Below are 26,159 nucleotides of genomic sequence, written 5' to 3'. Positions count from 1 at the left end.
GCTTTGGGGGTCCGGGGGCTTTGGGGGGTCCAGGGGCGAAGCCCCCGGGAATGCTGCTGTACCGGACCACAGCGGAGCTGCGTCGTCAGCCCGAGAACGGCTTCGCCTCGATGATCTTCACCTTGGCCTGCTTGCCGTTCGGCAGCTCGTACGCGGCGTCCTCGCCGACCTTCTTGCCGTTCACACCCGAGCCCAGCGGCGACTGCGGCGAATACGTCTCGAAGGCCGAGCTCGCGTACTCGCGGGAGGCCAGCAGGAACTCAAGGGTGTCGTCGGGGTCGCCGTCGAAGGCGATCGTCACGACCATGCCGGGGGCGACCACGCCGGTCTCGGCGGGAGCCTCGCCGACCTGCGCGTTCTCGAGCAGCTGAGTGAGCTGGCGGACCCGCAGCTCCTGCTTGCCCTGCTCTTCCTTGGCCGCGTGGTAGCCGCCGTTCTCCCGCAGGTCACCCTCTTCGCGGGCGGCCGCGATCTTGGCGGAGATCTCGGCGCGTGCGGGACCCGACAGGTAATCCAGCTCGGCCTTGAGCTGGTCATACGCCTCCTGGGTCAGCCAGGTGACGTTGTCGCTGGTCTGGGTCACAGGTGCTCCTCGTCGGTGGATGGTTCTGGTCTTTGCTCAATACGGGCGGCCGGGCTCGATACCAGCCTGCCGTGCTCGATAACACGGATCGCCCTACCCAGAAGGTCTGCGCCTTCAGCGGTGGGGCGAAACCACGATCGTAACAATTCCGGCAGCGGGCCGGGGGATCACTGACCGGCGGCCTTGCAGCCGATCAGCTCCACGCTGGCCGCGCGCTCTGTCGTGCGCATGGGGACGGTCACTACAGCACTGCTGCCCCGGTCGGCGGCGACGGTAACGTCCTTGCGGCTGACCTCGCCCTTGTCGGAGGACAGGGCGCGCAGCGTGCAGACGCCGGTGGCGTCGGCGTCCTTGTGCACCTCGACGCGGGCGGTGACCTTGGTGTCCGAGACCGGGTCGAAGCCGACCAGCTGGCCGGAGACGTCCTGGCTGGAGATGTACGAATAGCCGAGCCAGCCGATGCCGACGGCGGCGAGGACGCCCACCACGAGGCCGATGATCTTGAGGCGATGGTCGGCGCGGGCGTCGGACGAGCCGGCGGCACGGCCGTAGCGCCCTTCGGGCAGCTGCTGGCGCACGGCGGTCATCGCGGGCTCCTGGGGGTGTGCGGAATTTGTTGTCAGTCCTTTCCGTCACTATAGAAGCCGTGGTTTCCGACCAGCGACCGAGGATCAGATCTTGAGCGAGCAACTGCGACTGATGGCCGTGCACGCCCACCCCGACGATGAGTCGAGCAAGGGCGCCGCCACCATGGCCAAGTACGTGTCCGATGGAGTGGACGTGCTGGTCGCCACCTGCACGGGGGGCGAGCGAGGTTCGATCCTCAATCCGAAGCTCCAGGGCGATACCTATATCGAGAAGAACATCCACGAGGTGCGCCGCAAGGAGATGGACGAGGCGCGCCAGATCCTGGGTGTGAAGCAGGCGTGGCTGGGCTATGTGGATTCGGGGCTGCCGGAGGGCGACCCGCTGCCGCCGCTGCCGGAGGGCTGCTTCGCGCTGCAGGACGTGGACGTGGCGGCGGGGACGCTGGTGAAGCTGATCCGCGAGTTCAAGCCGCATGTGATCACCACGTACGACGAGAACGGCGGCTATCCGCACCCCGACCACATCATGACCCACAAGATCTCGATGGCCGCCTTCGAGGCCGCGGGCGACGCGGCGAAGTATCCGGAGGCCGGCGAGCCCTGGCAGCCGCTGAAGATCTACTACAACCAGGGCTTCAACCGGCCGCGCACCGAGGCGCTGCACCAGGCGCTGCTCGACCGCGGCATCGAGTCGCCGTACGGGGAGTGGCTGGAGCGCTGGAAGGAGTTCGAGCGCAAGGAGCGGCCGCTCACCACGTATGTGCCCTGCGCCGACTTCTTCGCGACCCGGGACAAGGCCCTGATCGCGCATGCCACGCAGATCGACCCGGACGGGCCCTGGTTCCGGGTGCCGCTGGAGATCCAGGCGGAGGTCTGGCCGACGGAGGAATACGAGCTGGCGAAGTCGCTCGTCGACACTTCCCTCCCCGAGGACGACCTCTTCGCAGGCATCCGCGACAATTGATGGCGTGATTCCCGTGAAGAGTTATCTGGCAGCCGAGCTCGTGCCGCTCGCGAAGGAAGTCGACGAGGACAAGGTGACGCCCGGCCTCCTCGGCTTCGTGGTCTTCGCCCTGCTCGCGCTGGCCGTGTGGCGGCTGATGAAGTCCATGAACCGCCACATGGGCAGGGTCGACTTCAAGGAGCAGCCGGCGCCGGGCGAGACGGAGGAGCCCGCCACTACGAGCGAGGCCTCCGGCACGAACGCGACCGCGACCGCGAGCGCGTCCAGCACCAGCGCCGCGTCCGGCGCGAGCGCGGCCTCCGGCACCGGTGCCGCGTCCGGCACCAGCGCCGCCGCCGAAAAGGGCCGCAAGCAGGACTAGCCGAGCAGCACCGGCACCCCCATCACCTCCCGGGAGTGGCGGCTCGGGACCATGCCGAGCCGCCATGCCTGCCAGCCGGTCTCCGGCTCCACGCCGCGGTCCAGCACCAGCTGGAACGCCTCGGCGTGGTCCTCCAGCGCCCCGTCGCCGGTGCCCGCGCCGGCCTGCTGCTCGCGCAGCAGCTCGGCCAGCTCCTCCTGGGCGACCGCCGTGCCCACCACGGAGCCGCCGGGCGAGGCGAAGGGCAGCAGGGTGCAGCGCAGGAAGCGGGCCCAGGCGGCGCCGCGCCGGTCCTCGTAGTCGGTGAAGAGCTCCACCGCCTCGTCGACCAGCTGCAGGGCCTGCGCCGAGCGGCCGTTCCCGGCGTCGATCACCGCGAGCTCCAGGCAGGACCAGGCCTCGCCGTGGCGCACCCCGACCCGGTGGAAGTCATTGCGCGCGTCCTGCAGCAGCTGCCGGGCAAAGCCGCTGTTCCGCAGCGACCCGGTCTGCTGCGCCCGCAGATCGCGGGTGACCCGGGCGGAGTGGTGCCGGGCGCAGGCGAGGCCGTAGACATCGCGCATGCGGCTGAACATGTTCCGCGCCTTCTCCAGCGCCCGGACCGCGCCGTCGTAGTCGTTCCGCTCCTCGCGGGCCTGGCCCAGGTAGTACAGCGTCCAGGCCTCGCCGCGCGCGTCCTCGTTGTCCCGGTGCCTGGAGAGCGCGCCCTGCAACTGCTCGACAGCCGCGCCGGCGTCGCCGTCGACCAGCCGGGCGCGGGCGAGCTGGGTGAGCGCCCAGGCCTCGCCGCGCGCGTCGCGGGTGCGGTGGTACTTGTCGAGGGCGTCCCGCAGCTCCGCCTCGGCCTGCGCCACCTCTCCCATGCGCAGCAGCACCTGGCCGAGCTGGAAGTGCGCCCAGGCCATGCCGTGCACACTCTCGCTCCGCTCGTGCAGCTCCAGCGACTCCAGCAGCAGCCGGCGGGCCTCGGCGAGGTCCGCGCGGTCCCGTTCCACGGCGGCCAGGGCATGCAGCGTCCAGGCCCGGTCGCCGCCCATCCCCTCGCCCTGCTGCATGTCGAGGGCTTCCCGCAGCCGGGCCCGCGCCTCGGGCAGATTGCCCTGCTGCTGCAGCGTGATGCCGAGGTCGCGCAGGGCCCGGGCGGCGCCCGCGGAGTGCTGCGCCTCGCGGTAGAGGTCGACGACGGAGGAGAGGGTGGAGCGGGCCTTGTCCAGCTCGCCGAGCTGCCGGGCGGCGACGCCCGTACGCCACTGGACGGAGCGCACCAGCAGGCCCGAGTCCTTGCTGGACGCCGTGGCCGCCTTGGTCAGCTCGTTCAGCTCGCCGAGCCGGTACAGGTCGCCGCGCAGCAGGCAGTAGTCCGCGAGGGCGCCGAGCAGGTTCAGCACGACGGACTGGTCGACGTCCTCGGAGTGGCGCAGCGCGGCGGTGATGAAGCTGGTCTCGTCGTCCAGCCAGCGCAGCGCGGCGTCCAGGGAGGTGAAGCCGTGGTGCCCGAACTGGTCGGCGCGGGTGGAGGTGCGCCCGTCGACCAGCCGGATCACCGAGTCGGCCAGCTCGCCGTACGACCGCATCAGCCGCTCCTGTGCGGCTGCCCGCTCGGCCGGCGCCTCCTCGTCCAGCAGCCGGGACTGGGCGAACCGGCGGGTGAGGTCGTGCAGCCGGTAACGCCCGCTGCGGACATGCTGGATGAAGCCCATGCGGGCGAGCGCGGTGAGCTGCTTGTCCGCCTCCTGCTCGTCGGTGCCGAGCAGCGCGGCCGCCGCGGCGGCGCCGAGGCTGGCCCGCCCGGCCAGCGCCAGCCGGCGCAGCAGCCGCCGGGCCGGCTCGGCCTGGTCGGTATAGCGCAGCCACAGCGCGCGCTCGACCGGATAGACCGGGCCGTAGGCCGCCAGCTCGTCGGCGAGGGCGGCCATGCTGCGCACGCCGAGCGAGGTGCCCGCGATGCGCAGCGCCAGCGGCAGCCCGCCGCACAGCTCGGCCACCCGCTCCCCCGCCTGGGCGTCGTACGGGCCGGGGCCGCCGTCGGCCGGGCCGGCAGCCGCGCCGGACGCCTCGCCCGCCTCCCGGGCCGCGTCCCGCAGCAGCTCCTCCGCGGCCGGCGCCTCCAGCGGCATGACCTCCAGCTCGCGCAGCCACGCGTGCAGCGGGCCGAGCTCCAGCGGCTCCCGCGCGGTGACCAGCACGAGGGACTCCGAGCGGTCCGGGATCAGCATGGCGATCTGCTCGGGGTCGATGGCGTCATCGAGGACTATCACCACCGGGATGCCGGTGAGGTGCTGGTGGTAGAGCTCCACGAGCCGCTTGAGGTGGGCGTCCGGCGCCGGCCGCTCGCGGAAGAGCAGCTGGTCGCGGGGCGCGCCGAGCCGGTTGAGCAGATGCAGCAGCGCGTCCCTGGTGGGCAGCGGCTGCTCGCCGGGGCTGTGCCCGCGCAGGTCCACCACGCAGGCGCCGCGGAACTGGTCCTTCAGATGGTGCGCGGCCCGTATGGCGAGGGTGGACCGCCCCGCACCCGGCGAGCCGTGCAGCACCACGATGGTGGGCTTGGTCTCGGTGGACGCCCGGGCATGGTGCACCCACTTGGTGATCTGGGTCAGCTCCTCCTTGCGGCCGGCGAACGGGCCCTCCGGAGCCGGGAGCTGCTTGAACGACTGCTCCAGGGCCGCCCGCTGCTTCGCCGCCTGGCTGCGGTCCGCGCCGCGCAGCTGCGGCTCGCGGTCCACGGCCGGGCGCGCCGAGGGGACGGAGCCGCGCCCGCCGCCCGACGAACCACCGCGGGTGGACGCGGCGAGCATCCGCTGACGGTCGAAGAACGGCCGCACCCCGCGCACCTCGAGCGCGGTCAGCCACTGCAGCCGCAGCTGCTCGGGCCCGCCCGGCTGCCCGCCGGCGCCCGCCCGCCAGTGGCCCGACAACCAGTGCGCCGCCGTCTGCACCAGCAGGACCGTTAACGCCCCCGCCACCGCCACGGCCGCCGCGGTCTGCACCGCCCGGCCCGCCGACTCCCCCGCGCCCGCCGCCATCACCATCGCCACCACGGCCGCCGCGGCGACGCCCGCTCCGGCCGGCGCCAGCACCTCGCCGCGGAACCGCTCGCCGAGCGCGCGGCGGCCTGACTCCGCCTCGTCGAGGGCGCGCACATACGCCTCGTACTCATCGGCGGAGCTCAGCGCTATCTCGTCCAGGGCCTGCCGGGCGCGGCCGAGCAGCACGACGCCGTCCGTGCGGCCGGCGGAGCGGCGCACCTCTTCGTCGACCGCACGGGCGAGGAGAAGCTCGGCTTCCCCCCGGTGACTCTCGCGCAACATGGCATCCCCCTCGGGCAGTTCACCGGTTCGCGGCCCAGTCTTCCGCCTTCGATGCCTTTCCGACATCCCCCTGTGGATAACCCGCAAAAGCCGACGTGGCGGGCCACGACGCCATTGTCGTGACCCGCCACGCGGGTGGTACGGGTGGTACGTGCGGAAAGATCCGTAAAAGATCAGCCCAGGCTCTCAGCCCAGGCGCTCAGCCCAAACGCTCGACCAGCGCCCGGTACTCGTCCCACAGCTCCTTCGGCGTGTGATCACCGAAGGTGTTGAAGTGCTCCGGCACCAGCGCCGCCTCCTCGCGCCAGGCCTCGGTGTCGACGGAGAGCAGGAAGTCCAGCTCCTCCTCCGACAGGTCCAGGCCCTTCACGTTCAGCGCGCCCTTCGCCGGCAGCACGCCGATCGGCGTCTCGACGCCCTCGGCCGCGCCGTTCAGCCGGCCGACGATCCACTCCAGCACCCGGCTGTTCTCGCCGAAGCCCGGCCACACGAACTTGCCCGCGTCGTTCTTCCGGAACCAGTTGACGTAGTAGATCTTCGGCAGCTTCGCCGCGTCGGCGTTGGCGCCCACGCGCACCCAGTGCGCCATGTAGTCGCCCATGTTGTAGCCGCAGAACGGCAGCATCGCGAACGGGTCCCGGCGCAGCTCGCCGACCTTGCCCTCGGCCGCCGCGGTCTTCTCCGAGGCCACATTCGCGCCCATGAAGACACCGTGCTGCCAGGAGAACGACTCCGTCACCAGCGGCACCGCGGTCGCCCGGCGGCCGCCGAAGAGGATCGCCGAGATCGGCACGCCCTTCGGGTCCTCCCACTCCGGCGCGATGGTCGGGCACTGCGCGGCCGGGACGGCGAAGCGGGCGTTCGGGTGGGCGGCGGGCACGCCCGACTCCGGCGTCCAGTCGTTGCCCTTCCAGTCCGTCAGGTGGGCCGGAGTCTCCTCCGTCATGCCCTCCCACCAGATGTCGCCGTCGTCGGTCAGCGCCACGTTCGTGAAGACCGTGTTGCCCCACAGCGTCTTCATCGCGTTGGCGTTGGTGTGCTCACCGGTGCCCGGCGCGACGCCGAAGAAGCCCGCCTCGGGGTTGATCGCGTACAGCCGGCCGTCCTCGCCGAAGCGCATCCAGGCGATGTCGTCGCCGATGGTCTCGACCGTCCAGCCCGGGATGGTCGGCTCCAGCATGGCGAGGTTGGTCTTGCCGCAGGCCGAAGGGAAGGCGGCGGCCACGTACTTCGACTCACCGCGCGGCGGCGTCAGCTTCAGGATCAGCATGTGCTCGGCGAGCCAGCCCTCGTCGCGCGCCATCACCGAGGCGATACGCAGCGCGTAGCACTTCTTGCCGAGCAGCGCGTTGCCGCCGTAGCCGGAGCCGAACGACCAGATCTCGCGGGTCTCCGGGAAGTGCGAGATGTACTTGGTCTCATTGCACGGCCAGGCGACATCCGCCTCGCCCTCGGCGAGCGGCGCGCCCACGGAGTGCACGGCCTTCACGAAGAAGCCGTCGTCACCGAGCTCGTCCAGGACCGGGCGGCCCATCCGGGTCATGATGCGCATCGACGCGGCCACGTAGGCCGAGTCGGTGATCTCCACACCGATCGCGGACAGCGGCGAGCCGAGCGGGCCCATGCAGAACGGCACGACGTACATGGTCCGGCCGCGCATCGAGCCGCGGAAGACGCCCTCGGCGCCCGCGAAGATGTCGCGCATCTCCTGCGGGTCCATCCAGTTGTTGGTGGGGCCTGCGTCCTCCTCCTTTTCGGAGCAGATGTACGTCCGGCTCTCGACGCGGGCGACGTCGGACGGATCGGAGGCGGCGTAGTAGGAGTTCGGGCGCTTGACCGGGTCCAGTTTCTTGAACGTGCCCTGCTCGACGAGCTCTTCCGCCAGGCGCTCGTACTCGGCCTCGGAACCGTCGCACCAGACGATCCGGTCCGGCTGGGTGAGATCCGCGATCTCCTGCACCCAGGTGAGCAGGCCCTGGTGCTTGGTCGGCGCATCTACAACGGAAAGCGTGCCGGCGTCGGGGGCGGACGAAGAGGTGGGCTGGGTCATGAGAGTCGCATCGCTGCGAGCCACGATCGCTCCAGGGGTGTTGAGGGTTTGAGGGATACGTGCCGTTGTATCCGCTTTTGTTAACCGCCGCCCCTTGGGGGCTGCGACCCGGTCGCTGCTCAGTTAGTGCTCATCTGAGCTCGACCGGTGCCGACCGTGCGCTCATTTGATGATGAGACAGCTCAGACGTTATGTCCAGGGGGCAGCGGCGTGAGCAGGACCACGCGAGCGATGGGGGCTACCTACGGTCGCGTAGGTACCATGAGCAGGGTGACTAGCCAGGTGATTGACGACGTCCGGGCGGCCGGCGCCGCCGTCAAACCCAAGCTGCGGGGATGGCTGCACGCGGGGATGTTCCCTGCCGTGCTGTTCTCCGGCGTGCTGCTCACCGCCCTCGCCGAGAGCCCGCGCGGCCGTGTGGCCTGCGCCATCTACACACTCAGCGCCTGCCTGCTGTTCGGCGTGAGCGCGCTGTACCACCGCGGCAATTGGTCCCCGCGGGTCAATGCCGTGTTCCGCCGCCTGGACCACGCGAACATCTTCCTGATCATCGCGGGCACCTACACGCCCTTCACGATCCTGCTCCTGGACGGCGGCCGGCAGCAGGCGCTGCTGTGGTTCATCTGGGCGGCCGCGGCCGCCGGGATCGCGTTCCGGGTCTTCTGGGTCGGGGCGCCGCGCTGGCTGTACACCCCGTGCTACATCGCGATGGGCTGGGCGGCGGTGTTCTTCCTGCCCGACTTCATGCGGGCCGGCGGCATCGCGGTGCTGGTCCTGGTGGTCGTCGGCGGGCTGCTCTACAGCGCCGGCGGCGTCATCTACGGACTGAAGCGCCCGAACCCGAGCCCGCGGTACTTCGGCTTCCACGAGGTCTTCCACGGCTTCACGCTGGCCGCCTTCGTCGTGCATTACGTGGGTGTGTCGCTGGTGGCGTACACCCACCCGTAAGCCCGCCGCAGACCGAAAGCCCCCGGCCGCCGCCCGGCCGGGGGCTTTCGCATGTCCGGCCGCCCAGACGCCGCCGCACCGTCGCGCCGTCGCACTTTCCCTCACTCGCGGAAGTCGCTATCTTTTGAGAGTGACTTCCACTTTTTCATCGGACGCGGCCGCCCGCAAGGCCGACCGCAAGCGCTGGTGGGCCCTCGCGGCCCTGGTCACGAGCGTGCTGGTGCTCGGATTCGACCTGACCATCCTCAATGTGGCGCTGCCGACCATGGCCGCCGAGATCGGCGCGGACACCGGCGACCTGCAGTGGATCGTCGACTCCTACGCGGTGCTCTTCGCCGCCTGCATGCTCCCCGCCGGGATGCTCGGCGACCGGTTCGGGCGGCGCCGGATGCTCGCCGCCGGGCTGCTGATCTTCCTCGTCGGCACCCTCATCGGGCCGTTCGCGGACAGCCCTGGCCCAGTGATCGCCGCCCGCGCCGTGATGGGGCTCGGCGGCGCGCTGATCATGCCGCTCGCCCTGTCCGTCATCCCCTCCCTCTTCGAGGGCGAGGAGCGGACGAAGGCGGTCGGCGCCGTCACCGCCGGCATGGCGCTCGGCATGCCGCTCGGGCCGCTGCTCGGCGGCTGGCTGCTCGACCACTTCTGGTGGGGCTCGATCTTCGTGCTCAACGTCCCGCTCGTCGCCATCGGCCTCACCGCCTGCCTGCTGCTGATCCCGGAGACCCGCGACCCGGCCACGCCCCGCGTGGACCCGGTCTCCACGGCGCTCAGCGTGCTCGGCCTCGGGGCGCTCATCTTCGGCGTCATCGAGGCGCCCGCGGAGGGCTGGGGCGACCCGCTGGTCGTCGGCACGCTCGCGGGTTCCGCCGTGCTGCTGGCGCTTCTGGTCGTACGGGAGCGGCGGGCGGCGCGGCCGATGCTGGACCTGGCGCTGCTCGCCAACCCCGGCTTCCGCTGGAACGCCGTCGTCGCCGTGCTCGCCACCTTCGTCATGGCGGGGATGCTGTTCGTGCTGCCGCAGTATCTGCAGGCGGTGCTCGGCAATGACGCGTTCGGGACCGGGCTGCGGCTGATCCCGCTGATGGCCGGGCTGCTGGTGGCAGCCCGCGCCGCGACGCCGCTGCTGCGGCGGTTCGGGAACCGGGTGGTGGTCGGCGGCGGCATGGCCGTCTTCGCCTTCGCGCTGCTCCTCGGCAGCCGCACCGAGGCCTCCGACGGATACGGCTCCACCGCGCTCTGGCTGTCCTTCACCGGCTTCGGCCTCGGCTTCGCGATGGTGCCGACGATGGACGCCGCCCTCGGCGCCCTGCCGAAGGACCGGGCGGGCAGCGGCACCGGGCTGCTCACCACGCTCCGCCAGGTCGGCGGCGCGATCGGGGTGGCGCTGCTCGGCTCCCTGCTGAACAGCGTCTACACCAGCCGTATCGACACCTCAGGGCTGCCGCCCGCCGCGGCCCGCGCCGCCGAGGACTCGGTGGTCGCGGCGCACGCGGTCGCCGAGCGGCTCGGCGCGGAGAGCCTGGCGCGGTCCGCCGACGCCGCGTTCGTACGGGGCATGGGCCTGTCGCTTCTGGTGTGCGGCGTGGCGGCGCTGGTCACGGCGGCGGCCGCCGCGATGTTCCTGCCGGGGACGGGGCGGCAGCAGGAGGAGGAGGCGGAGGAGGAGGCGGAGGAGGAGGCGGAGGAGGAGGCGGAACGGCCCGCCGATGCAAGACAATGACCCCATGGCCGCTCCCCGCTCCTCGCTCCCCGCAGTCCCGGCCCCGCTCGAGGCGGGCCTCGGGCTGCGCGAGCGGAAGAAGATCCGTACCCGCGAGGCCATCAGGCAGGCCACGTACCGGCTGGTCCAGGAGCAGGGCTACGACGCCACCACGGTCGAGCAGATCGCCGAGGCCGCGGAGGTGTCGCCGAGCACGGTCTTCCGCTACTTCCCCACCAAAGAGGACATCATCCTCTCCGACGAGTACGACCCGCTGCTCGCCGACGCCATCCGCGCCCGCCCCGCCGACGAGCCGCCGCTGGTGGCGCTGCGGCGGGCGATGACCGATGTGATGCGGCTGCTGTGGGAGCAGGTCACCGAGGAGGTGGGGGTGCGGCTGCGGCTGATCCGCGCCGTGCCGCAGCTGCGGGCGCGGATGCTCGAGGGGATGGACACCAGCACCGAGACGCTGCTGCCCGTCCTCGCGGAGCGGAGCGGACGCCCGGTGGACGACTTCGAGCTGCGCGTGGTGGTCGGCGCGGTGATGGGCGCGCTGATGCAGGCGCTGTTCGACTGGGTCGACCGCGGCGGCACGGACGACCTGTCGGAGACGGTCGACCGCGCGCTGGAGGTGCTGGAGCGGGGGCTGGAGCTCTGAGCCCCGGCTGCCCGGCTACGGCGTGCGGAAGCCGCGGAAGGTCACCGGCTTACGGGTCTTGAAGCCGAGCCGCTCGTACAGGGCGATGGCCGCGGTGTTCGCCTCGGCCACGTGCAGAAAGGGCCGGTCACCGCGGGCCAGGACGACCGCGACGAGCGCGCCGACCAGGCGGGCGGCGTGGCCGCGGCCGCGGGCCTCGGGGGCGGTGCAGACGGCGCTGAGCTCCGTCCAGCCCGGGGGCCGCAGGCGTTCACCCGCCATCGCCACCAGGGTGCCGTCCGCGTCGCGGATGCCGAGGTACGTACCGAGCTCGCGGGTGCGCGGCCAGAACGGCCCGGCTTGGTCCGCGCCGCCAGGTCGAGCATCTCGGGCACGTCGGCCGCGCCCAGCTCGAGCACGTCGTCGGAGGTCGCGGCAGGCGGGGCGGCGCCGTCGGGACGGATCAGCTGGCGGCCCTCCAGGGTGAAGACCGGCGTCCAGTCCGCGGGCGGCGCCGCCGGGCAGCTGAACATGTCGGCGAATGCGTCCCGGCCGCCGAGCAGCCGGGCCAGATCGGCCCAGTCCGCGGGATTCGGTGCTACGGGCACCGCGGAGAAGGTCGCGACGTCCGGGAGGTAGGTGGCGGCCCGGCCGGCCCGGCGGGCGAGGTGCGCGTGGCGGCCCCGTAGCGAGGCGCCCACCGGGTCGTCGAGAGCGGCGTCGTCGGCCGGCATGCTGTCCATTCCTGGACGGTACCGGCCGAGGCGTACCTCACACCGACGCCCCTTACGTCCGTTTTCTTAGGCAATGCCACAAATTGCAGAAGCCGAGATCAATACACTCGCCTCCCATGTGTGACTGGAACGTGAAGAAAAGGTGGCCGATACGGTCGGAGCGCGCCACCTGATGGTGGCCCGGCACAAGCAGGCGCGGGACCCGCGGGCGCACTGGCTGCTCCTCTTCCTCACGCTGCCCGTCCTCTTCGGCGCCCTGCTCTTCCAGGGCTGGACGCAGAACGAGGTCGACGGCTCCCCCGCCAAGCAGGACTGCACCGAGCCGGTCCCCCAGGACGCGGCCAAGGCAGGCCCACTGCTCTCGGTGCACGGCGACCGGGTCGAGTCGGCCTCGATGCCCGCCGGCACCGTCGCCCTCACGTACGACGGCGGCCCCGACCCGACCTGGACCCCGCGGCTGCTGGCGCTGCTGAAGAAGCACCACGCGCACGCCACCTTCTTCCTCAGCGGCGCCAAGGCCGCCGAGCACCCCGAGCTGGTCCGGCAGATCAGGGCGGCCGGGCACGAGATCGGCTCCAACACATACACCGGCGCCGACCTCGGCACCGCCTCCACGGCCCGCGGCAAACTCGAGCTCGGCCTCACCCAGAGCGCGTTCGCGGGCGCCGACGGCTTCCGGACCTCGCTGCTGCGGATGCCGCTGACCACCACCGTCCCCACCATGTGCGGCGCCGAGTGGCCGGCCGCGGGCAGGGCGTCGGACGACGGTTACCTCCTGGTGGCCGCGGACCACGCCGGGAAGAAGCCCGCCGACGGCGTCGTCCGCCAGTTCAGCCAGACCTCCCTCGCCTATCGCGAGACCGGGCAGCTGCTCTCCGACCCGCACGCCAAGCGGTTCACCACGATCTCCGAGAGCGCCGACTCCCCCGCGCCGGCCATGAAGGACGTATCCGCTCCCCAGCGGTGGGCGGGCACCGGCCTCATCTGGTTCCAGGACCTGGGCCGCAGCTTCGTCAGCGCCCTGTCCTGGGTGCTGACCATCGCCGCCGGGCTCGGGCTGCTGCGGCTGCTGATCCTCGTCCTGTACGCCCGGGCGCACGTCAGACGACTGGAACGGCAGCGCCCCGCGGCACCCTGGCTGCGCCGGATCAAGGACCCGGTGACGGTCCTCGTGCCCGCGTACAACGAGGAGGCCGGGATCGGCGGCACCCTGCGCTCGCTGCTCGCCTCCACCCACCGTGAGCTGCAGATCATCGTCATCGACGACGGCTCCTCGGACCGCACCGTGGAGATCGCGACCGAGTACGCCCGCCGCGACCGGCGCGTACAGGTGCTGCGCCAGGCCAACGCGGGCAAGGCCGCGGCCCTCAACCACGGCCTGCGGTACACCCGGTGCCCGTACGTCGTGATGGTCGACTCGGACACCGTCTTCGAGGCCGACGCCATCGAGCGCCTCATCCAGCCGCTCGCCCACCCGGCGATCGGCGCCGTCAGCGGCAACACCAAGGTGGGCAACCGCAAGCGGCTCCTCGGCCGGTGGCAGCACCTGGAGTACGTCTTCGGCTTCAACCTCGACCGCCGGATGTTCGAGGTCCTGGAGTGCATGACGACCGTGCCGGGCGCCATCGGCGCGTTCCGGCTCGACGCGCTCAGGGGCGTGGGCGGACTCAGCGAGGACACCCTCGCCGAGGACACCGACCTCACCATGGCGCTGTGGCGGGCGGGCTGGAAGGTCGTATACGAGGAGACCGCCATCGCCTGGACCGAAGTCCCCACGTCGCTACGGCAGTTGTGGCGGCAGCGCTATCGCTGGTGCTACGGGACCCTGCAGGCGATGTGGAAGCACCGCAGGGCCGCCGTGGAAGTCGGGCACGCCGGGCGCTTCGGGCGGCGCGGCCTGTCGTACCTCCTTCTCTTCCAGGTGCTGCTGCCGCTGCTCGCCCCGGTCATCGACGTCTTCATGCTCTACAGCGCCCTCTTCACCGACTCGCCGGTGAAGTCCATCGTGACCTGGGTCGGCTTCCTGGCCGCACAGACGGCCGTTGCCGCTTACGCGCTGCGACTCGACGGAGAGCGCCGGCGCACGCTGTGGTCGCTGCCCTTCCAGCTGCTGGTGTACCGGCAGCTGATGTACCTCGTGGTCATCCAGTCGCTGGTCGCCTTCGTCGGCGGCAGCCGGCTGAAGTGGCAGCGCATGCACCGTTCCGGTACGGCCGCCGCGGCGGCCACGCACATCGACAGGACGGCCGACGGCCGGCGCCGGCTGTCGGCGACGAGGTGACGAACTCTTGAACTCCCGCTTGAACTCCCGCTTGAACTCCCGCCCGCCGCACCCGACTTCGCCCGGCGAACGGCCCAGGCGGATCGTGCGCAAGCCGAGCCGGCGCCGCCGCTCCCGGGCCCGGCGCGCGCTGCGCGCGGTCTGCGTCCTGGTCCTGCTGTCCCTGCTCGGCGGCGCGGGCACCTATGTCTGGGCGGGTTCCCGCCTCGACAGCCAGGCCGATCTGTCCGGGCTGCAGGACCGGCCCGCCCCCGGCCGGGGCACCAACTACCTGATCGTGGGCTCCGACAGCCGCGAGGGCCTCACCGACCGGCAGACGAAGGACCTGCACACCGGCTCCTCCCTCGACTCCGAGGGCCGCCGCACCGACTCGATGATGGTGCTGCACACCGGCGCCCACGGCGCCACCCTGACCAGCCTGCCGCGCGACTCGTGGGTCACCATCCCCGCCTACGTCGACCCGAAGACCGGCATCCACCACAAGCGGGCGAAGAACAAGCTCAACGCGGCGTTCTCGCTCGGCGGCCCCGAACTCCTCGTCCGCACCGTCGAGTCCAACACCGGCCTGCGCATCGGCCACTACACCGAGATCGGCTTCGCCGGCTTCGTCGGCATCGTGGACGCGGTCGGCGGCGTGCGCATGTGCGTGGACCGTCACATCGTCGACGAAAAGTCCGGCCTCGACCTCACCAAGGGCTGCCACAACCTGAACGGCCGCGAGGCACTCGGCTTCGTACGCCAACGCCACCAGGAAAAGGAAGGCGACCTGGGCCGCTCCCGCAATCAGCAGAAATTCCTGGCGGCACTGGCCGCGAAGGCCGCATCGAAGAACGTCCTCCTCAACCCCTCCACCGCCTACAACACAGCCGGCGCCGGCCTGGACACCCTCATAGTCGACAAGTCCACCGGCCTCCCCCAACTGACCCGCCTCTTCACCGCCATGCGCAAGATCACCTCAGGCAATGGCAAACAACTAACCGTCCCGGTCTCCACCACCGGCCTGACAACCTCCAAGGGCAGCGCCATCGCCTGGGACAAGAAGAAGTCGACCCAGCTCTTCTCAGACCTCCGCGAGGACCGTCAGGTCAGAGTGCGGGAGTGATGCCGACCGGGCACGAGACCCCGGTCCCGCCCAGCCCGCAGTAGCCCGCCGGATTCTTGTCGAGGTACTGCTGGTGTCAAAGCTCGTCGGTGACACTCAGTCGTGCCCACGCCGCCTTTTCTTGCTCGGCCATCGCCCGGACCCAGTCGGTGAAGCGGTCGGAGTCGAGGATCGGCTGGTTCTCGTGCTGACCCTCCCCGTAGCCCCACACTTCCGGATCGGGCCCAGTCCCTCTCAGAAACCAGAACAGATAGCCCTGGTGCATGTAGAACACGCGATCCGTCTCCTGGAGCTCGAACGGGAAGCCGTTCTCCTCCAGGAGTTCCAGCGCGCCCTCTCTGAGGCCCATGACGTCTGGGTAGAAGACGTCAGTTCCTTGGAAGAGACGGCCGGCGCCGCCGCCGAGGAGGCTGAGGAAGCAGCGGTAGGCCTCGCACAGTGGGGCAGGCTGGTCGCGCTCGATCTCGCGGATGGTCTCCTCGGAGAGGCCCCGCACCTGGCCCGGGATCGCCGTGATGCCATCCACGATCGCTGATGCCACAGCAGCGATCCGCTCATCCGGGCCTAGCTCACCCCAGCGCTCCGGCCAGACCGCCAGACGCCCACTGGCACCATCATCAGTTGGCAGGCTCCGCCGACGCCGCCAGAAACCGCCCATCGCCCCTCCCCGGAAGTCAGAGGCAAGGAAGCGTACGCCGGAGAACGGGCTCTGCAGCGCGCTACCGCTCAGTCCTCAACAGGAGCGACGCCCACTGGGCAAGAGATCCCTGTCCCGCCCAACCCGCAGTACCCGTCCGGGTTTTTTGTGTCTGAGAGGTACTGCTGGTGGTACGCCTCGGCCGGGTAGAACTCGCGGCCCTCCGCGGGCTCCAGCTCTGTCGTGATCTCGCCGTAGCCCGACGCCGTCAGGACCTTCTGGTACGACTCCCGCGATGCCGCCGCCGCGGCTGCCTGGTCCGGTGAGTGGGTGTAGATCGCGGAGCGGTACTGGGTGCCGACGTCGTTGCCCTGGCGGTGGCCCTGGGTGGGGTCGTGGGATTCCCAGAAGAGCTTCAGGAGGGTGTCGTACGAGACGGCCGACGGGTCGTAGACCACCCGCACCGCCTCCGTGTGCGCCGTCATGCCGGAGCACACCTCCTCGTACGTCGGGTGCGGCGTGTGGCCGCCCTGGTAGCCGGCCAGCGTCGTCCAGACGCCCGGGGTCTGCCAGAAGACGCGCTCGGCGCCCCAGAAGCAGCCCAGGCCGAAGTCGGCCACCTCAAGCCCCTCCGGATACGGGCCCAGCAGCGCGTTGCCCAGCACGGTGTGGCGGTCGGGGACGGCGTAGGCGCGCTCCGAGCGGCCGGGGAGGGACTCCTCGGGCGTGGTGAGCCGGGCGGGGCGGCGGTACGAAGCGAACATGCCTCTCCTCAATGAAACAGACGGCTCTACGGCAACGAATCCCGGGTCGTCGGCATTCCGCGGCCGCCCTCGCGGCCCGCGATGGCCAGGGCCCGGTACGCGGCGTACTCGCCGGCCGGGTTCTCGCCGTACGACCAGGGCACGGCGCCGACGTGGCCGTCGACGTGGCGGATCTGCTCCAGCGCCTCGCCGTAGCGCTCGGCCCGGACCAGGAACCACACCAGCAGGTGGCGGACGTGCGGCAGCATCGGATGGTCGGCGGGGGCGTGCGAGACCGCGTACAGGGCGCCGGCGATGGCCTGCTCGACCACGGCGCTCTGGTAGAGGCCCTGCACCATGTTGGCCTCGGGCAGGTGCTCGTAGACCGCGAACAAAGGCAGCGCCGGCAGCAGGCTGCCCTCCGGCGCCGAGCCCGCCGAGCGCTCCGCGAAGTCGTACGCCGCGTCCCGCGAGCCGTGCCACTTCTCGCAGGCGTACAGCAGCGCGGCCAGGTGCGCGCCCATGTGCTGCGGCGCGCGCGACTCCGTCTGCGCCCACAGCTCCTCGAAGTCCGCCTGCCGGTACGGGAGTCCGCGGGCGACGGCCAGCTCGATGATGTACGGAATGGGGCTGCCGGGCGACAGCAGCTTCGCCTCGTCCGCGACCTTGCGGGCCTCCTCCAGGATGATGCGGTAGTCGGCGGCCTCCGGGCCCGACATCCACGCCTGGCGGATCAGGAACTCCGCGAACACCTCGGCCCCGCCCGCGTCCTTCGGCGCCTCCGCGCGCCAGGCGCGCAGCCATCCGCCGCCCTCGCCCGGCTTCTGCGCCAGCTCGTACGCCGCCGCGCCCGCCAGCGTCTGCACCCGCTGCCAGCGCAGCTCCCACTCGCCGGAGCCGGTCAGCGCCAGCAGCCGGGCCGCCGGGTGCCAGTCGTGGTCGCTCATCACCTCGTCCAGCACCTCGGCCAGCTGCGGGTCGGGGCCGGGAAGGCGGATGTCGAGCTGCTCGACGGGGACGAAGCCGTACGCGCCCGCGGGATCGATCGGAGCGCCGCCGCGGCCGCGCCCCACTCCCAGGCCGCCGCCGCCACGGCTGCGCACCAGCGTCGCCGCCACCCAGCCGAACATCGCGACGGCCATCAGCACGAACAGGATTTCCATGGGGAGGGCTCCGACTCCATTGGGTTCTCCCTCCAGCAAACCAGACGTTTGCCCGTACCGGCGGACTACCCTCGGTGCGCATGACCGACCAGCACGCACCATTCGAGGCTCCCCGCTACGGAACAGCCTTCGAAACCCTCGCCATCCACGCCGGGCAGGAGCCGGACGCCGCCACCGGCGCCGTCGTGCCGCCCATCCACCAGGTGTCCACGTTCAAGCAGGACGGCGTCGGCGGCCTGCGCGGCGGCTACGAGTACAGCCGCTCCGCCAACCCCACCCGCACCGCCCTGGAGGAGAACCTCGCCGCGCTGGAGGGCGGCAGGCGCGGCCTCGCCTTCGCCTCCGGCCTCGCGGCCGAGGACTGCCTGCTGCGTACGGTCCTGAGCCCCGGTGACCACGTGGTCATCCCCAATGACGCGTACGGCGGCACCTTCCGGCTGTTCGCGAAGGTCGCGGTCAAGTGGGGCGTGAAGTTCTCCGTCGCCGACACCTCCGACCCGGCCGCGGTGCGCGCCGCGCTCACCGACCGTACGAAGGTGGTCTGGGTGGAGACGCCCAGCAATCCGCTGCTGGGCATCACCGACATCGCGGCCCTGTCCGGGATCGCGTACGGCACCGAGGCTCTGCTGGTCGTCGACAACACCTTCGCCAGCCCGTATCTGCAGCAGCCGCTCGCGCTCGGCGCGGACGTCGTCGTGCACTCCACCACCAAGTACATGGGCGGCCACTCCGACGTCGTCGGCGGCGCGCTGGTGGTCAACGACGAGGCGCTCGCCGAGGAACTCGCCTTCCACCAGAACGCGATGGGCGCCATCGCCGGACCCTTCGACTCCTGGCTGGTGCTCCGCGGCATCAAAACCCTGGCCGTACGGATGGACCGGCACTCGGCGAATGCCGCCCGGATCGCCGAGATGCTGAGCAGCCACCCGCGGGTCAGCAAGGTCCACTACCCGGGACTCCCCGGGCACCCGGGGCACGAGGTCGCGGCGAAGCAGATGCGCGACTTCGGCGGGATGGTGTCGTTCCAGGTCGCGGACGGCGAGGAGGCGGCGGTCGCGGTGTGCGACCGGGCGAAGCTGTTCACGCTCGGCGAGTCGCTCGGCGGCGTCGAGTCGCTGATCGAGCACCCGGGGCGGATGACGCACGCGTCGGCGGCCGGGTCCGCGCTGGAGGTGCCGGCGGATCTGGTGCGGCTGTCGGTGGGGATCGAGTCGGTGGACGACCTGCTGGCGGACCTGCGGCAGGCCCTGGGCTGACCAAACGATCGGCTACCAGCTGTCGAAGTCCGGCGTCGTCGTCGACGGCGGCTCCGCGAACGGGTCCGCGATCTGCACCCACACCGCGAAGCCGATCAGCACCGCCGCCGCCAGCACCCACACCACCAGGCGCGCCACCCGGCGGCGGCGCAGCACCCGGCGGCCGCGCGCCATCGCGCGCTCGGCGAGATAGGGCGGGATCGGGGCGTACGGGTCGTGCAGCAGCCGGCGGACCTGTGCCTCGGTCTGGTCGGCCCTGGTCATGGCGTCGCCGGTTCCGGTTGCTGCGGGGAGTCGGAGCCGGCGGAGCTGTCCGGGGGCGGCGGCGCCAGGACGGTGGCGCAGGCGCGCCACAGGATGGCGCCGACCCGCTCCGGGGGCAGCCCGAGGGCGGCGGCGGTCTGCTCCTCGGCGACGCCCTCGTAGAGCCGTAAGACCAGCACCATCCGCTCCTGCGGGGTGAGCCGGGCGAGCACCCCTGCGGTCCGGGTGCGGCGGCGCCAGGCGGTGCGCGCGTACCGGCCGATCAGCTCCGACCGGGCGACCTCGTACGGATCCTCGCCGCGTAACCGGCCCCAGCGCGCATACGTGCCCGCCAGCGCGATGGTCAGCAGCTGCTCGGCGGCGGGCGTCTCGGGGGCGCCGTCCTCCCCGGTCAGCAACCTGGCGGCGTGCAGCAGCCGACCGGCCGCGCCCGCCACGAAGGACTCGAACTCCCGGGCGCGACGGCGCTCTTGGGCCACCCGCCGTCTGGCCGTCACGCCACCATCTGACGGCAGCGGCGGGCCCGGGTCAAGAGTCCGTTACGACTCGGTAGGCACCTGCGGGGCGGCCGGGGCGCGATCGGACGTCCGGGTCGTGATGGTCGCGTTGAAGCGGGTCAGGAGCGCGGTGAACATCTCGCGCTCCTCCGCGCTCCAGTCATCGGTGATCTGCGCCATCAGCTCGCGCCGCGACTCCCGCACCTCCCGCAGCCGGGCGAGCCCGCGCGGGGAGAGCTGCAGCACCACCGCGCGCCCGTCCTCCGGGTGCGAGGTGCGCTTGACCAGGCCGGTGTCGACGAGCGGGGCGACCTGACGGGTCACCGTCGAGGAGTCGATGCCCATGCCGGCGGCGAGGGCCTTCACCCCCATGGGGCCCTCCTGGTCCAGGCGGTTCAGCAGCAGATAGGCGGCGCGGTCCATGGAATTACGGACCTGTCCGAGACCGCCGAGCCGGGTCTGCTCCGCCCGCCGGGCGAAGATCGCGACCTGATGCTGGAGGGCGTCCAGCAGGGTCGACTCGTCGGATGTGGTGTCAGTGGGCGAGGGCATGGCCGGTGCTCTCTTCGTGAGTGTTCGCAGTGTGTCGCACAGAGTACGCGGCCGGGCCCCGGACCGTACCTGTCCTGCTCAAAGAGTCTTACGGGCCGTCCGCCCCCGGGTGCCGCGCAACCGCGGGATGCAAAACTGGCGATATGAACCACCCGCCCGCCGAGGCAAGCCCTGCCCCGCACACCGTCACCCTGGACGACGTCAAGACCGCCCAGAAGACCCTCTCCGGTGTGGCCCGCGTCACCGCCCTGGAGGGCAGCCGGCATCTGTCGTCCCTGGTCGGGGCGCCGGTCCACTTCAAGTGCGAGAACCTCCAGCGCACCGGCTCCTTCAAGCTGCGCGGCGCCTATACGCGGATCGCCGGACTGAGCGCGGACGAGCGCGCCCGCGGCGTGGTCGCCGCCAGCGCGGGGAATCACGCCCAGGGCGTGGCGCTGGCCGCCTCGCTCCTCGGGGTGCGGTCGACGGTCTTCATGCCCGTGGGCGCCCCGCTGCCAAAGGTCGCCGCCACCGTGGACTACGGCGCCGAGGTGAAGCTCACCGGCCAGGTCGTCGACGAGACGCTGCGCGCCGCGCAGGAGTACGCCGAGGAGACCGGCGCGGTCTTCATCCACCCCTTCGACCACCCGGATGTGGTCGCCGGGCAGGGCACGGTCGGGCTGGAGATCCTCGAGCAGTGCCCCGAGGTGGCCACGGTCGTGGTCGGCATCGGCGGCGGCGGGGTGGCCGCGGGCATCGCGGTGGCGGTGAAGGCGCTGCGGCCCGACGTGAAGGTGATCGGGGTGCAGGCGGAGGGGGCGGCGGCGTATCCGCCGTCGCTGGCCGCCGGGCGGCCGGTGAGCCTGGACGCGGTGGCGACGATGGCGGACGGCATCCAGGTGGGACGCCCTGGCGACGTCCCGTTCAAAATCATTGGCGATCTGGTCGACGAGGTCCGTACGGTCTCCGAGGACGCGCTCTCCAGCGCGGTGCTGCTGTGCCTGGAGCGGGCGAAGATGGTCGTCGAGCCCGCGGGGGCCTCGCCGGTGGCCGCGCTGCTGAGCGAGCCGGAGGCCTTCGAGGGTCCGGTGGTCGCGGTGCTGTCCGGGGGCAATGTGGACCCGCTGCTGCTGCAGCGGATCCTGCGGCACGGCATGGCGGCGGCGGGGCGGTATCTGTCGCTGCGGCTGCGGCTGCAGGACCGGCCGGGGGCGCTGGCGACCATGCTCGAGGTGTTGTCAGTGGCGGACGCTAACGTCCTGGATGTGAGCCACGTGCGGACGGATCCCCGCCTGGGGCTCACCGAGGCCGAGGTGGAGCTGCAGCTGGAGACGAAGGGACCCGAACACTGCGCGGCGGTGCTGACCGCCCTGGGGGAAGCCGGGTATCGCGTCATCGGCTGACGGCCGACTCCACGCACGACTCGAGACTTGACGCGATATATCGCGTCGGGCTAGCCTCTTCGTGTTGCCTTATCCCGCCCTTATGCGGACATTTGTAAAGAAACCACAACAACTGGGAGACCTCATGCCAGGCGCCATCTACGCCGAAGGTCTGGTGAAGAACTTCGGCGACGTGCGGGCACTGGACGGCGTAGACCTCGATGTCCCCGAAGGCACCGTCCTCGGCCTCCTCGGCCCCAACGGCGCCGGCAAGACGACCTCCGTGCGCGTGCTGACGACCCTGCTGCAGGCGGACTCCGGCTATGCGGAGGTCGCGGGCATCGATGTCGCCAAGCACCCGAACGAGGTGCGCCGCTCCATCGGCCTCTCCGGCCAGTTCGCGGCCGTCGACGAGTACTTGACCGGCCGCGAGAACCTGCAGATGGTCGGCCAGCTCTACCAGATGCCGAAGGCCGCGGCGAAGCAGCGGGCGGGCGAGCTGCTGGAGCAGTTCAATCTCGCCGACGCCGCCGACCGCCCCGCCAAGACGTACTCCGGCGGCATGCGCCGCCGCCTCGACCTCGCAGCCGCGCTGATCGTCAAGCCGCCGGTGATGTTCATGGACGAGCCGACGACCGGGCTCGACCCGCGCAACCGGCAGGCGTTGTGGGAGGTCATCCAGGACCTGGTCAAGGGCGGCACCACGCTGCTGCTGACCACGCAGTATCTGGAGGAGGCCGACCACCTGGCGCATGACATCTGCGTCATCGACCACGGCCGGGTCATCGCCCGCGGCACCGCCGACCAGCTCAAGGCCCAGACCGGCGGCGAGCGGGTGGAGGTCGTGGTGCACCAGCGCGACCAGATCGAGTCAGCCCGCGACGTCCTCGCCGTGCTCGGCAAGGGCGAGGTGGCCGTCGACGACCACACCCGCAAGCTCACCGTCCCGGTGCTCGGCGGCGCCAAGCTGCTCGCCGACGTCATCCGCGACCTGGACGAGCGCGGCGTGGAGATCGACGACATCGGGCTGCGCCGCCCGACGCTGGACGACGTGTTCATCTCCCTTACGGGGCATGAGGCCGAGGTCTCGGAGCCCGAGGACGAAGCCGCCGCCGCTGCCGCGGCCGGCAAGAAGGAGACCGCCAAGTGAGCGCCCCCACCACTCAGGCGCCGACGCTCGCCCCCGCTCCCCGGGGCGGGATTTCCGGGTCGATCCGCGACTCGCTGGTCGTCGGCAAGCGCAATCTGATCCGGATGACCCGGATCCCGGAGATGGTCATCTTCGGGCTGATCCAGCCGATCATGTTCGTGGTGCTGTTCACGTACGTCTTCGGCGGCTCGATCAACATCCCGGGCGCCCCCGAGGGAAGTGCCGCCGCCTACAAGGAATTCCTGATGGCCGGCATCTTCGCCCAGACCGTCACCTTCGCCACGGCGGGTGCGGGCGCGGGCATCGCGGACGACATGCACAAGGGCCTCATCGACCGGTTCCGGTCGCTGCCGATGGCCCGCGGCGCCGTGCTCACCGGGCGTACGCTCGCCGACCTCGTGCAGACGGCGGTGACGCTGGCGGTGCTGGCGCTCGTCGCCCTGCTCGTCGGCTGGCGCACGCACGAGAACATCGGCAAGGTGCTGGCGGGCTTCGGCCTGCTTCTGCTGCTCGGTTACGCGTTCACCTGGATCGGCGCCCTGATCGGCCTCTCGGTCCGCACCCCGGAGGCGGCGACCTCGGGCGGCCTGATCTGGCTGTTCCCGCTGACCTTCATCTCGAACGCGTTCGTGCCGGTCAACGGTATGCCGACGTTCCTTCAGCACGTCGCCGAATGGAACCCGTTCAGCGCCACGGTCGCGGCGGCCCGCGAGCTGTTCGGCAACACGATCGACGGCGTCCCGAAGTCGGTGACCGGCGCCTGGCCGATGGAGCACCCGATCCTGGCTTCGGTGATCTGGTCGGTGCTGATCATCGTCGTCTTCCGGACGCTGGCGGTGCGCAAGTACCGCAACGCGACCGCCTGACCGGACCAGGACCAGGACCAGGCCCCATGGCGCGGCTCACGTGATCGTGAGCCGCGCCATCGCCTTTGCGGTCGAGCTGTTGCCCGCGTAGAGCTCCATCTCACCCGGCTCGACGACGAATTCACCGCGGGTGTCGTTCGTCCAGAAGCCGAGCTCCTCGGCCCCCAGCTCGAAGCGGACGGTCTTCGACTCACCCTGCTTCAGCGTGACCCGCTCGAAGCCGCGCAGGCTGCGGACCGGCTGGACGACGGACGCGACCAGGTCGCGGACGTAGAGCTGGACGACCTCGTCGCCGGCGCGCTTGCCGGTGTTACGGACCTCCACCGCGACCTCGACCGACCTGCCGGCGCGCAGGGCCGACGCCGCGATGGTCCGCACCGCCGGGCGCGGCGCGCCCACCTCGAAGGTCGTGTACGACAGCCCGTGCCCGAAGGGGAACTGCGGACCCGGCGGCAGATCCAGATACTTCGAGACGTACTTCTCGTTCGGCTCGTCCGGGTCGTACGGCCGCCCCGTGCTCTCGTGGTTGTAGTGGACCGGGATCTGCCCCACCGACCGCGGGAAGGACACCGGCAGCTTCCCGCCCGGGTTCACCTCACCGAAGAGCACGTCCGCGATCGCGTGGCCCGCCTCGATCCCCGGGTGCCAGGCCAGCAGCACGGCGGGCGCGTCCTCCAGCCACCCGCCGATCGTCAGCGGCCGCCCGCACACCAGCACCACCGCGAACGGCTTGCCCGTCTCCGCCACCGCCGCGATCAGCCGCTCCTGCGCCCCCGGCAGCCCGATCTCGCTGCGCGACGCGGCCTCGCCGCTCAGCGCGGCCGGTTCGCCGACGACCACGACGGTCACGTCCGCCGCCTTCGCCGCCGCCACAGCCTTCGCCAGCCCGCCGGTATCCGAGCCTTCCGCCGCCACGCCCTTCTCGTACGTGACCTTCGCCCCGGTCGCGGCCCGGATGCCGTCGACCACCGTCACCGGCGGGAACTTCACCCCGTCGGGCCCCTTCGCCCCACCAGGACCCACCCACGTACCCAGCAGATCCTCCGAGTCCGCGAACGGCCCCACCACCGCCACCGACCCGGCCGAAGCCGCCAGCGGCAGCACCCCGCTCTCGTTCCGCAGCAGCACCATCGAGCGGGCGGCCGCCTCCCGGGCCGCCTTGCGCGCCTTCGCAGACGGCTTCGTCACCTCGCCGTCCACATCCGCGTACGGCTCGTCGAAGAGCCCCAGCCGGAACTTCAGCCGCAGCACCCGCGCCACCGCGTCGTCGAGACGCCGCGCGTCGATCCGGCCCTCGGCCAGCAGATCCGCGCCGTGGTCGGCCAGCGCGGTGGACACCATCTCCATGTCGAGCCCGGCGGAAAGCCCCTTCGCCCCCGCCTCCGCCGGATCGGCCGCGAAGCCGTGCAACAGCATCTCCTGGACGCCGTTGTAGTCCGTGACCACGACGCCGTCGAAGCCCCACTCGCGCTTCAGGATGCCGGTCAGGGTGTGGGAATTGCCGTGCTGCGGGACGCCGTTGAGGGCGTTGAAGGATGCCATCACCGTCGCCGCGCCCGCGTCCACCGACGCCTTGAAGGGCGGCAGATACAGATTCCGCAGCCGGGACTCCGATACGTCCACGGTGTTGTAGTCGCGGCCGCCCTCGGCGCCCCCGTAGGCCACGAAGTGCTTCGCACAGGCCGCCAGCCGGTCCTTCGCCTTCAGGTCCGCGTCCTTGCTCCGGCCCTGGTAGCCGCGGGTCTTGGCGGCCGCGAGGACGGCGGTGAGATACGGGTCCTCGCCCGCGCCCTCCGCGATCCGTCCCCAGCGCGGATCGCGGGCGACGTCCATCATCGGCGCGAACGTCCAGTGCACCCCGTTCGACCGCGCCTCGCCCGCCGACACCTCGGCATCGCTCACGGAGACCTTCGGGTCGAAGGCCGCCGCCTGCGCAAGCGGAATCGGGAAGGTGGTCCAGTAGCCGTGGATCACATCCAGGCCGAAGACCAGCGGGATGCCGAGCCGCGACTCCTCGACCGCGATCTTCTGCAGCGCGTTGGTGTTCTTCACGCCGAAGACGTTGAGCACGGAGCCGAGTCGGCCGGTGCGGGCGAGCTCGGTGGCGCGGGCGTTCTGGCCCTCGCCAGGGCCGGTGTCGTTCGTCCAGGTCAGCTGCTGCAGCTGGCCCAGCTTCTCCTCGGTGGTCATGCGGCCGAGGAGCGCGCGGATCCGGGACTCGTACGGGCTGCGCGCGGCGGGCACGGCGCCCTCGGCCGCGGGTGCGGGCGCGGCCGCCGCCCGCCCGGCCGTCATGCCGGATGCGGCGGCCGTGCCGGCCGTGCCGCCGAGTGCCGCGAGCAGAGTGCGACGCCGGATCTCGCCCATGCTGTACATCCTTTAAACGGAACGTGGCACTAATAGCTGTGCCGCACAA

Annotated in this window: 22 protein-coding genes and 2 pseudogenes; 11 read left to right on the top strand and 13 right to left on the bottom strand. The window is 71.5% G+C overall.

What is annotated here, in order from left to right; genetic code table 11:
• Positions 1–85: 85 nt before the first annotated feature.
• Together greA and G5C51_RS07600 are read right to left on the bottom strand one after the other, a co-directional pair.
• Positions 86–583 carry a transcription elongation factor GreA gene (greA, locus tag G5C51_RS07605; RefSeq protein WP_165233775.1) on the bottom strand — a complete coding sequence of 166 codons (498 nt, stop codon included), beginning with the start codon at positions 581–583 and terminating at the stop codon, positions 86–88.
• A 167-nt stretch (positions 584–750) separates the two neighbouring features.
• Positions 751–1,170: a DUF4307 domain-containing protein gene (locus tag G5C51_RS07600; protein WP_165233773.1), complete on the bottom strand. Its 420-nt coding sequence runs from the start codon at positions 1,168–1,170 to the stop codon at positions 751–753.
• 91 nt (positions 1,171–1,261) lie between these two features.
• Here G5C51_RS07600 and mca point away from each other — a divergent pair, with 91 nt between their 5' ends.
• Both mca and G5C51_RS07590 read left to right on the top strand, forming a co-directional pair.
• The gene (gene mca / locus G5C51_RS07595; protein WP_165233771.1) at positions 1,262–2,134 is read left to right on the top strand and encodes a mycothiol conjugate amidase Mca; all 873 of its coding nucleotides are present in this window, start codon (positions 1,262–1,264) and stop codon (positions 2,132–2,134) included.
• Between the two features lie 7 nt (positions 2,135–2,141).
• Entirely contained in the window at positions 2,142–2,495 is a 354-nt protein-coding gene (locus G5C51_RS07590; protein ID WP_420824787.1) for a hypothetical protein, read from the top strand.
• Here G5C51_RS07590 and G5C51_RS07585 read toward each other — a convergent pair.
• Together G5C51_RS07585 and G5C51_RS07580 are read right to left on the bottom strand one after the other, a co-directional pair.
• Positions 2,492–5,803 carry a tetratricopeptide repeat protein gene (locus G5C51_RS07585; RefSeq protein WP_206313569.1) on the bottom strand — a complete coding sequence of 1,104 codons (3,312 nt, stop codon included), beginning with the start codon at positions 5,801–5,803 and terminating at the stop codon, positions 2,492–2,494. The two genes, G5C51_RS07590 and G5C51_RS07585, sit on opposite strands and share 4 nt — an antisense overlap.
• Positions 5,804–6,002: 199 nt before the next feature.
• Positions 6,003–7,853 carry a phosphoenolpyruvate carboxykinase (GTP) gene (locus G5C51_RS07580; RefSeq protein ID WP_165233768.1) on the bottom strand — a complete coding sequence of 617 codons (1,851 nt, stop codon included), beginning with the start codon at positions 7,851–7,853 and terminating at the stop codon, positions 6,003–6,005.
• Between the two features lie 261 nt (positions 7,854–8,114).
• Here G5C51_RS07580 and trhA point away from each other — a divergent pair, with 261 nt between their 5' ends.
• The 3 genes from trhA (at position 8,115) to G5C51_RS07565 (ending at position 11,158) form a co-directional block, all read left to right on the top strand.
• Positions 8,115–8,801 carry a PAQR family membrane homeostasis protein TrhA gene (trhA, locus tag G5C51_RS07575; protein WP_165233765.1) on the top strand — a complete coding sequence of 229 codons (687 nt, stop codon included), beginning with the start codon at positions 8,115–8,117 and terminating at the stop codon, positions 8,799–8,801.
• Between the two features lie 130 nt (positions 8,802–8,931).
• Complete coding sequence (locus tag G5C51_RS07570) at positions 8,932–10,521, top strand: MFS transporter (protein ID WP_165233762.1); 1,590 nt, start codon at positions 8,932–8,934, stop codon at positions 10,519–10,521.
• A 4-nt stretch (positions 10,522–10,525) separates the two neighbouring features.
• Positions 10,526–11,158, top strand: a complete 633-nt coding sequence (locus tag G5C51_RS07565) for a TetR/AcrR family transcriptional regulator (RefSeq protein ID WP_240929456.1) — start codon at positions 10,526–10,528, stop codon at positions 11,156–11,158.
• Positions 11,159–11,173: 15 nt separating this feature from the next.
• Here the strand turns inward: G5C51_RS07565 and G5C51_RS07560 are convergent.
• Positions 11,174–11,871: pseudogene (locus tag G5C51_RS07560) on the bottom strand (GNAT family N-acetyltransferase).
• A gap of 172 nt (positions 11,872–12,043) precedes the next feature.
• Here G5C51_RS07560 and G5C51_RS07555 point away from each other — a divergent pair.
• Both G5C51_RS07555 and G5C51_RS07550 read left to right on the top strand, forming a co-directional pair.
• Positions 12,044–14,152, top strand: a complete 2,109-nt coding sequence (locus G5C51_RS07555; protein WP_165233821.1) for a bifunctional polysaccharide deacetylase/glycosyltransferase family 2 protein — start codon at positions 12,044–12,046, stop codon at positions 14,150–14,152.
• A gap of 85 nt (positions 14,153–14,237) precedes the next feature.
• Positions 14,238–15,254, top strand: a complete 1,017-nt coding sequence (locus G5C51_RS07550) for an LCP family protein (RefSeq protein ID WP_338118048.1) — start codon at positions 14,238–14,240, stop codon at positions 15,252–15,254.
• On the opposite strand, the pseudogene G5C51_RS07545 reads toward G5C51_RS07550, so the two are convergent.
• The 4 genes and pseudogenes from G5C51_RS07545 to G5C51_RS07530 form a co-directional block, all read right to left on the bottom strand.
• Positions 15,238–15,330, bottom strand: a pseudogene (locus tag G5C51_RS07545) (peptide-methionine (S)-S-oxide reductase MsrA); the annotation flags it as partial. The gene G5C51_RS07550 and the pseudogene G5C51_RS07545 sit on opposite strands and share 17 nt — an antisense overlap.
• Positions 15,331–15,912, bottom strand: a complete 582-nt coding sequence (locus G5C51_RS07540) for an SMI1/KNR4 family protein (protein WP_165233756.1) — start codon at positions 15,910–15,912, stop codon at positions 15,331–15,333.
• A gap of 68 nt (positions 15,913–15,980) precedes the next feature.
• Positions 15,981–16,655 (bottom strand): peptide-methionine (S)-S-oxide reductase MsrA, encoded by a 675-nt coding sequence (gene msrA, locus G5C51_RS07535; protein WP_165233753.1) that lies wholly within the window; start codon positions 16,653–16,655, stop codon positions 15,981–15,983.
• 26 nt (positions 16,656–16,681) lie between these two features.
• A complete protein-coding gene (locus tag G5C51_RS07530; RefSeq protein ID WP_165233751.1) occupies positions 16,682–17,797 on the bottom strand; it encodes a hypothetical protein in 1,116 nt (371 codons plus the stop codon).
• Between the two features lie 80 nt (positions 17,798–17,877).
• On the opposite strand from G5C51_RS07530, the gene G5C51_RS07525 reads away from it, so the two are divergent.
• On the top strand, positions 17,878–19,053 hold the full coding sequence (locus G5C51_RS07525; protein ID WP_165233748.1) for a cystathionine gamma-synthase: 1,176 nt from the start codon (positions 17,878–17,880) through the stop codon (positions 19,051–19,053).
• 12 nt (positions 19,054–19,065) lie between these two features.
• Here the strand turns inward: G5C51_RS07525 and G5C51_RS07520 are convergent, their stop codons facing one another.
• The 3 genes from G5C51_RS07520 to G5C51_RS07510 are packed head-to-tail and all read right to left on the bottom strand — an operon-like array spanning position 19,066 to position 20,366.
• The gene (locus tag G5C51_RS07520) at positions 19,066–19,317 is read right to left on the bottom strand and encodes a hypothetical protein (RefSeq protein WP_165233745.1); all 252 of its coding nucleotides are present in this window, start codon (positions 19,315–19,317) and stop codon (positions 19,066–19,068) included.
• Positions 19,314–19,814, bottom strand: a complete 501-nt coding sequence (locus G5C51_RS07515) for a sigma factor-like helix-turn-helix DNA-binding protein (protein ID WP_165233743.1) — start codon at positions 19,812–19,814, stop codon at positions 19,314–19,316. The genes G5C51_RS07520 and G5C51_RS07515 overlap by 4 nt, the downstream gene beginning before the upstream one ends.
• A gap of 42 nt (positions 19,815–19,856) precedes the next feature.
• Positions 19,857–20,366 (bottom strand): MarR family winged helix-turn-helix transcriptional regulator, encoded by a 510-nt coding sequence (locus tag G5C51_RS07510; protein WP_165233740.1) that lies wholly within the window; start codon positions 20,364–20,366, stop codon positions 19,857–19,859.
• Between the two features lie 143 nt (positions 20,367–20,509).
• Between G5C51_RS07510 and ilvA the strand changes: the two genes are divergently transcribed.
• From ilvA to G5C51_RS07495, 3 genes are all read left to right on the top strand, one after another.
• Positions 20,510–21,748 carry a threonine ammonia-lyase gene (gene ilvA / locus G5C51_RS07505; RefSeq protein WP_165233737.1) on the top strand — a complete coding sequence of 413 codons (1,239 nt, stop codon included), beginning with the start codon at positions 20,510–20,512 and terminating at the stop codon, positions 21,746–21,748.
• A 124-nt stretch (positions 21,749–21,872) separates the two neighbouring features.
• Positions 21,873–22,877, top strand: a complete 1,005-nt coding sequence (locus G5C51_RS07500) for an ATP-binding cassette domain-containing protein (protein WP_165233734.1) — start codon at positions 21,873–21,875, stop codon at positions 22,875–22,877.
• Positions 22,874–23,743, top strand: a complete 870-nt coding sequence (locus tag G5C51_RS07495) for an ABC transporter permease (protein ID WP_165233731.1) — start codon at positions 22,874–22,876, stop codon at positions 23,741–23,743. Before G5C51_RS07500 ends, G5C51_RS07495 begins: the two co-directional genes overlap by 4 nt.
• Before the next feature lie 36 nt (positions 23,744–23,779).
• On the opposite strand, the gene bglX is transcribed toward G5C51_RS07495, so the two are convergent.
• Positions 23,780–26,110, bottom strand: a complete 2,331-nt coding sequence (gene bglX, locus G5C51_RS07490; protein ID WP_165233728.1) for a beta-glucosidase BglX — start codon at positions 26,108–26,110, stop codon at positions 23,780–23,782.
• Positions 26,111–26,159 lie beyond the last annotated feature (49 nt).

The organism is Streptomyces coryli (assembly GCF_011044975.1).
GTDB classification, from domain to species: Bacteria; Actinomycetota; Actinomycetes; order Streptomycetales; family Streptomycetaceae; genus Streptomyces; species Streptomyces coryli.
This window is presented reverse-complemented; position numbering and strand designations above follow the sequence as displayed.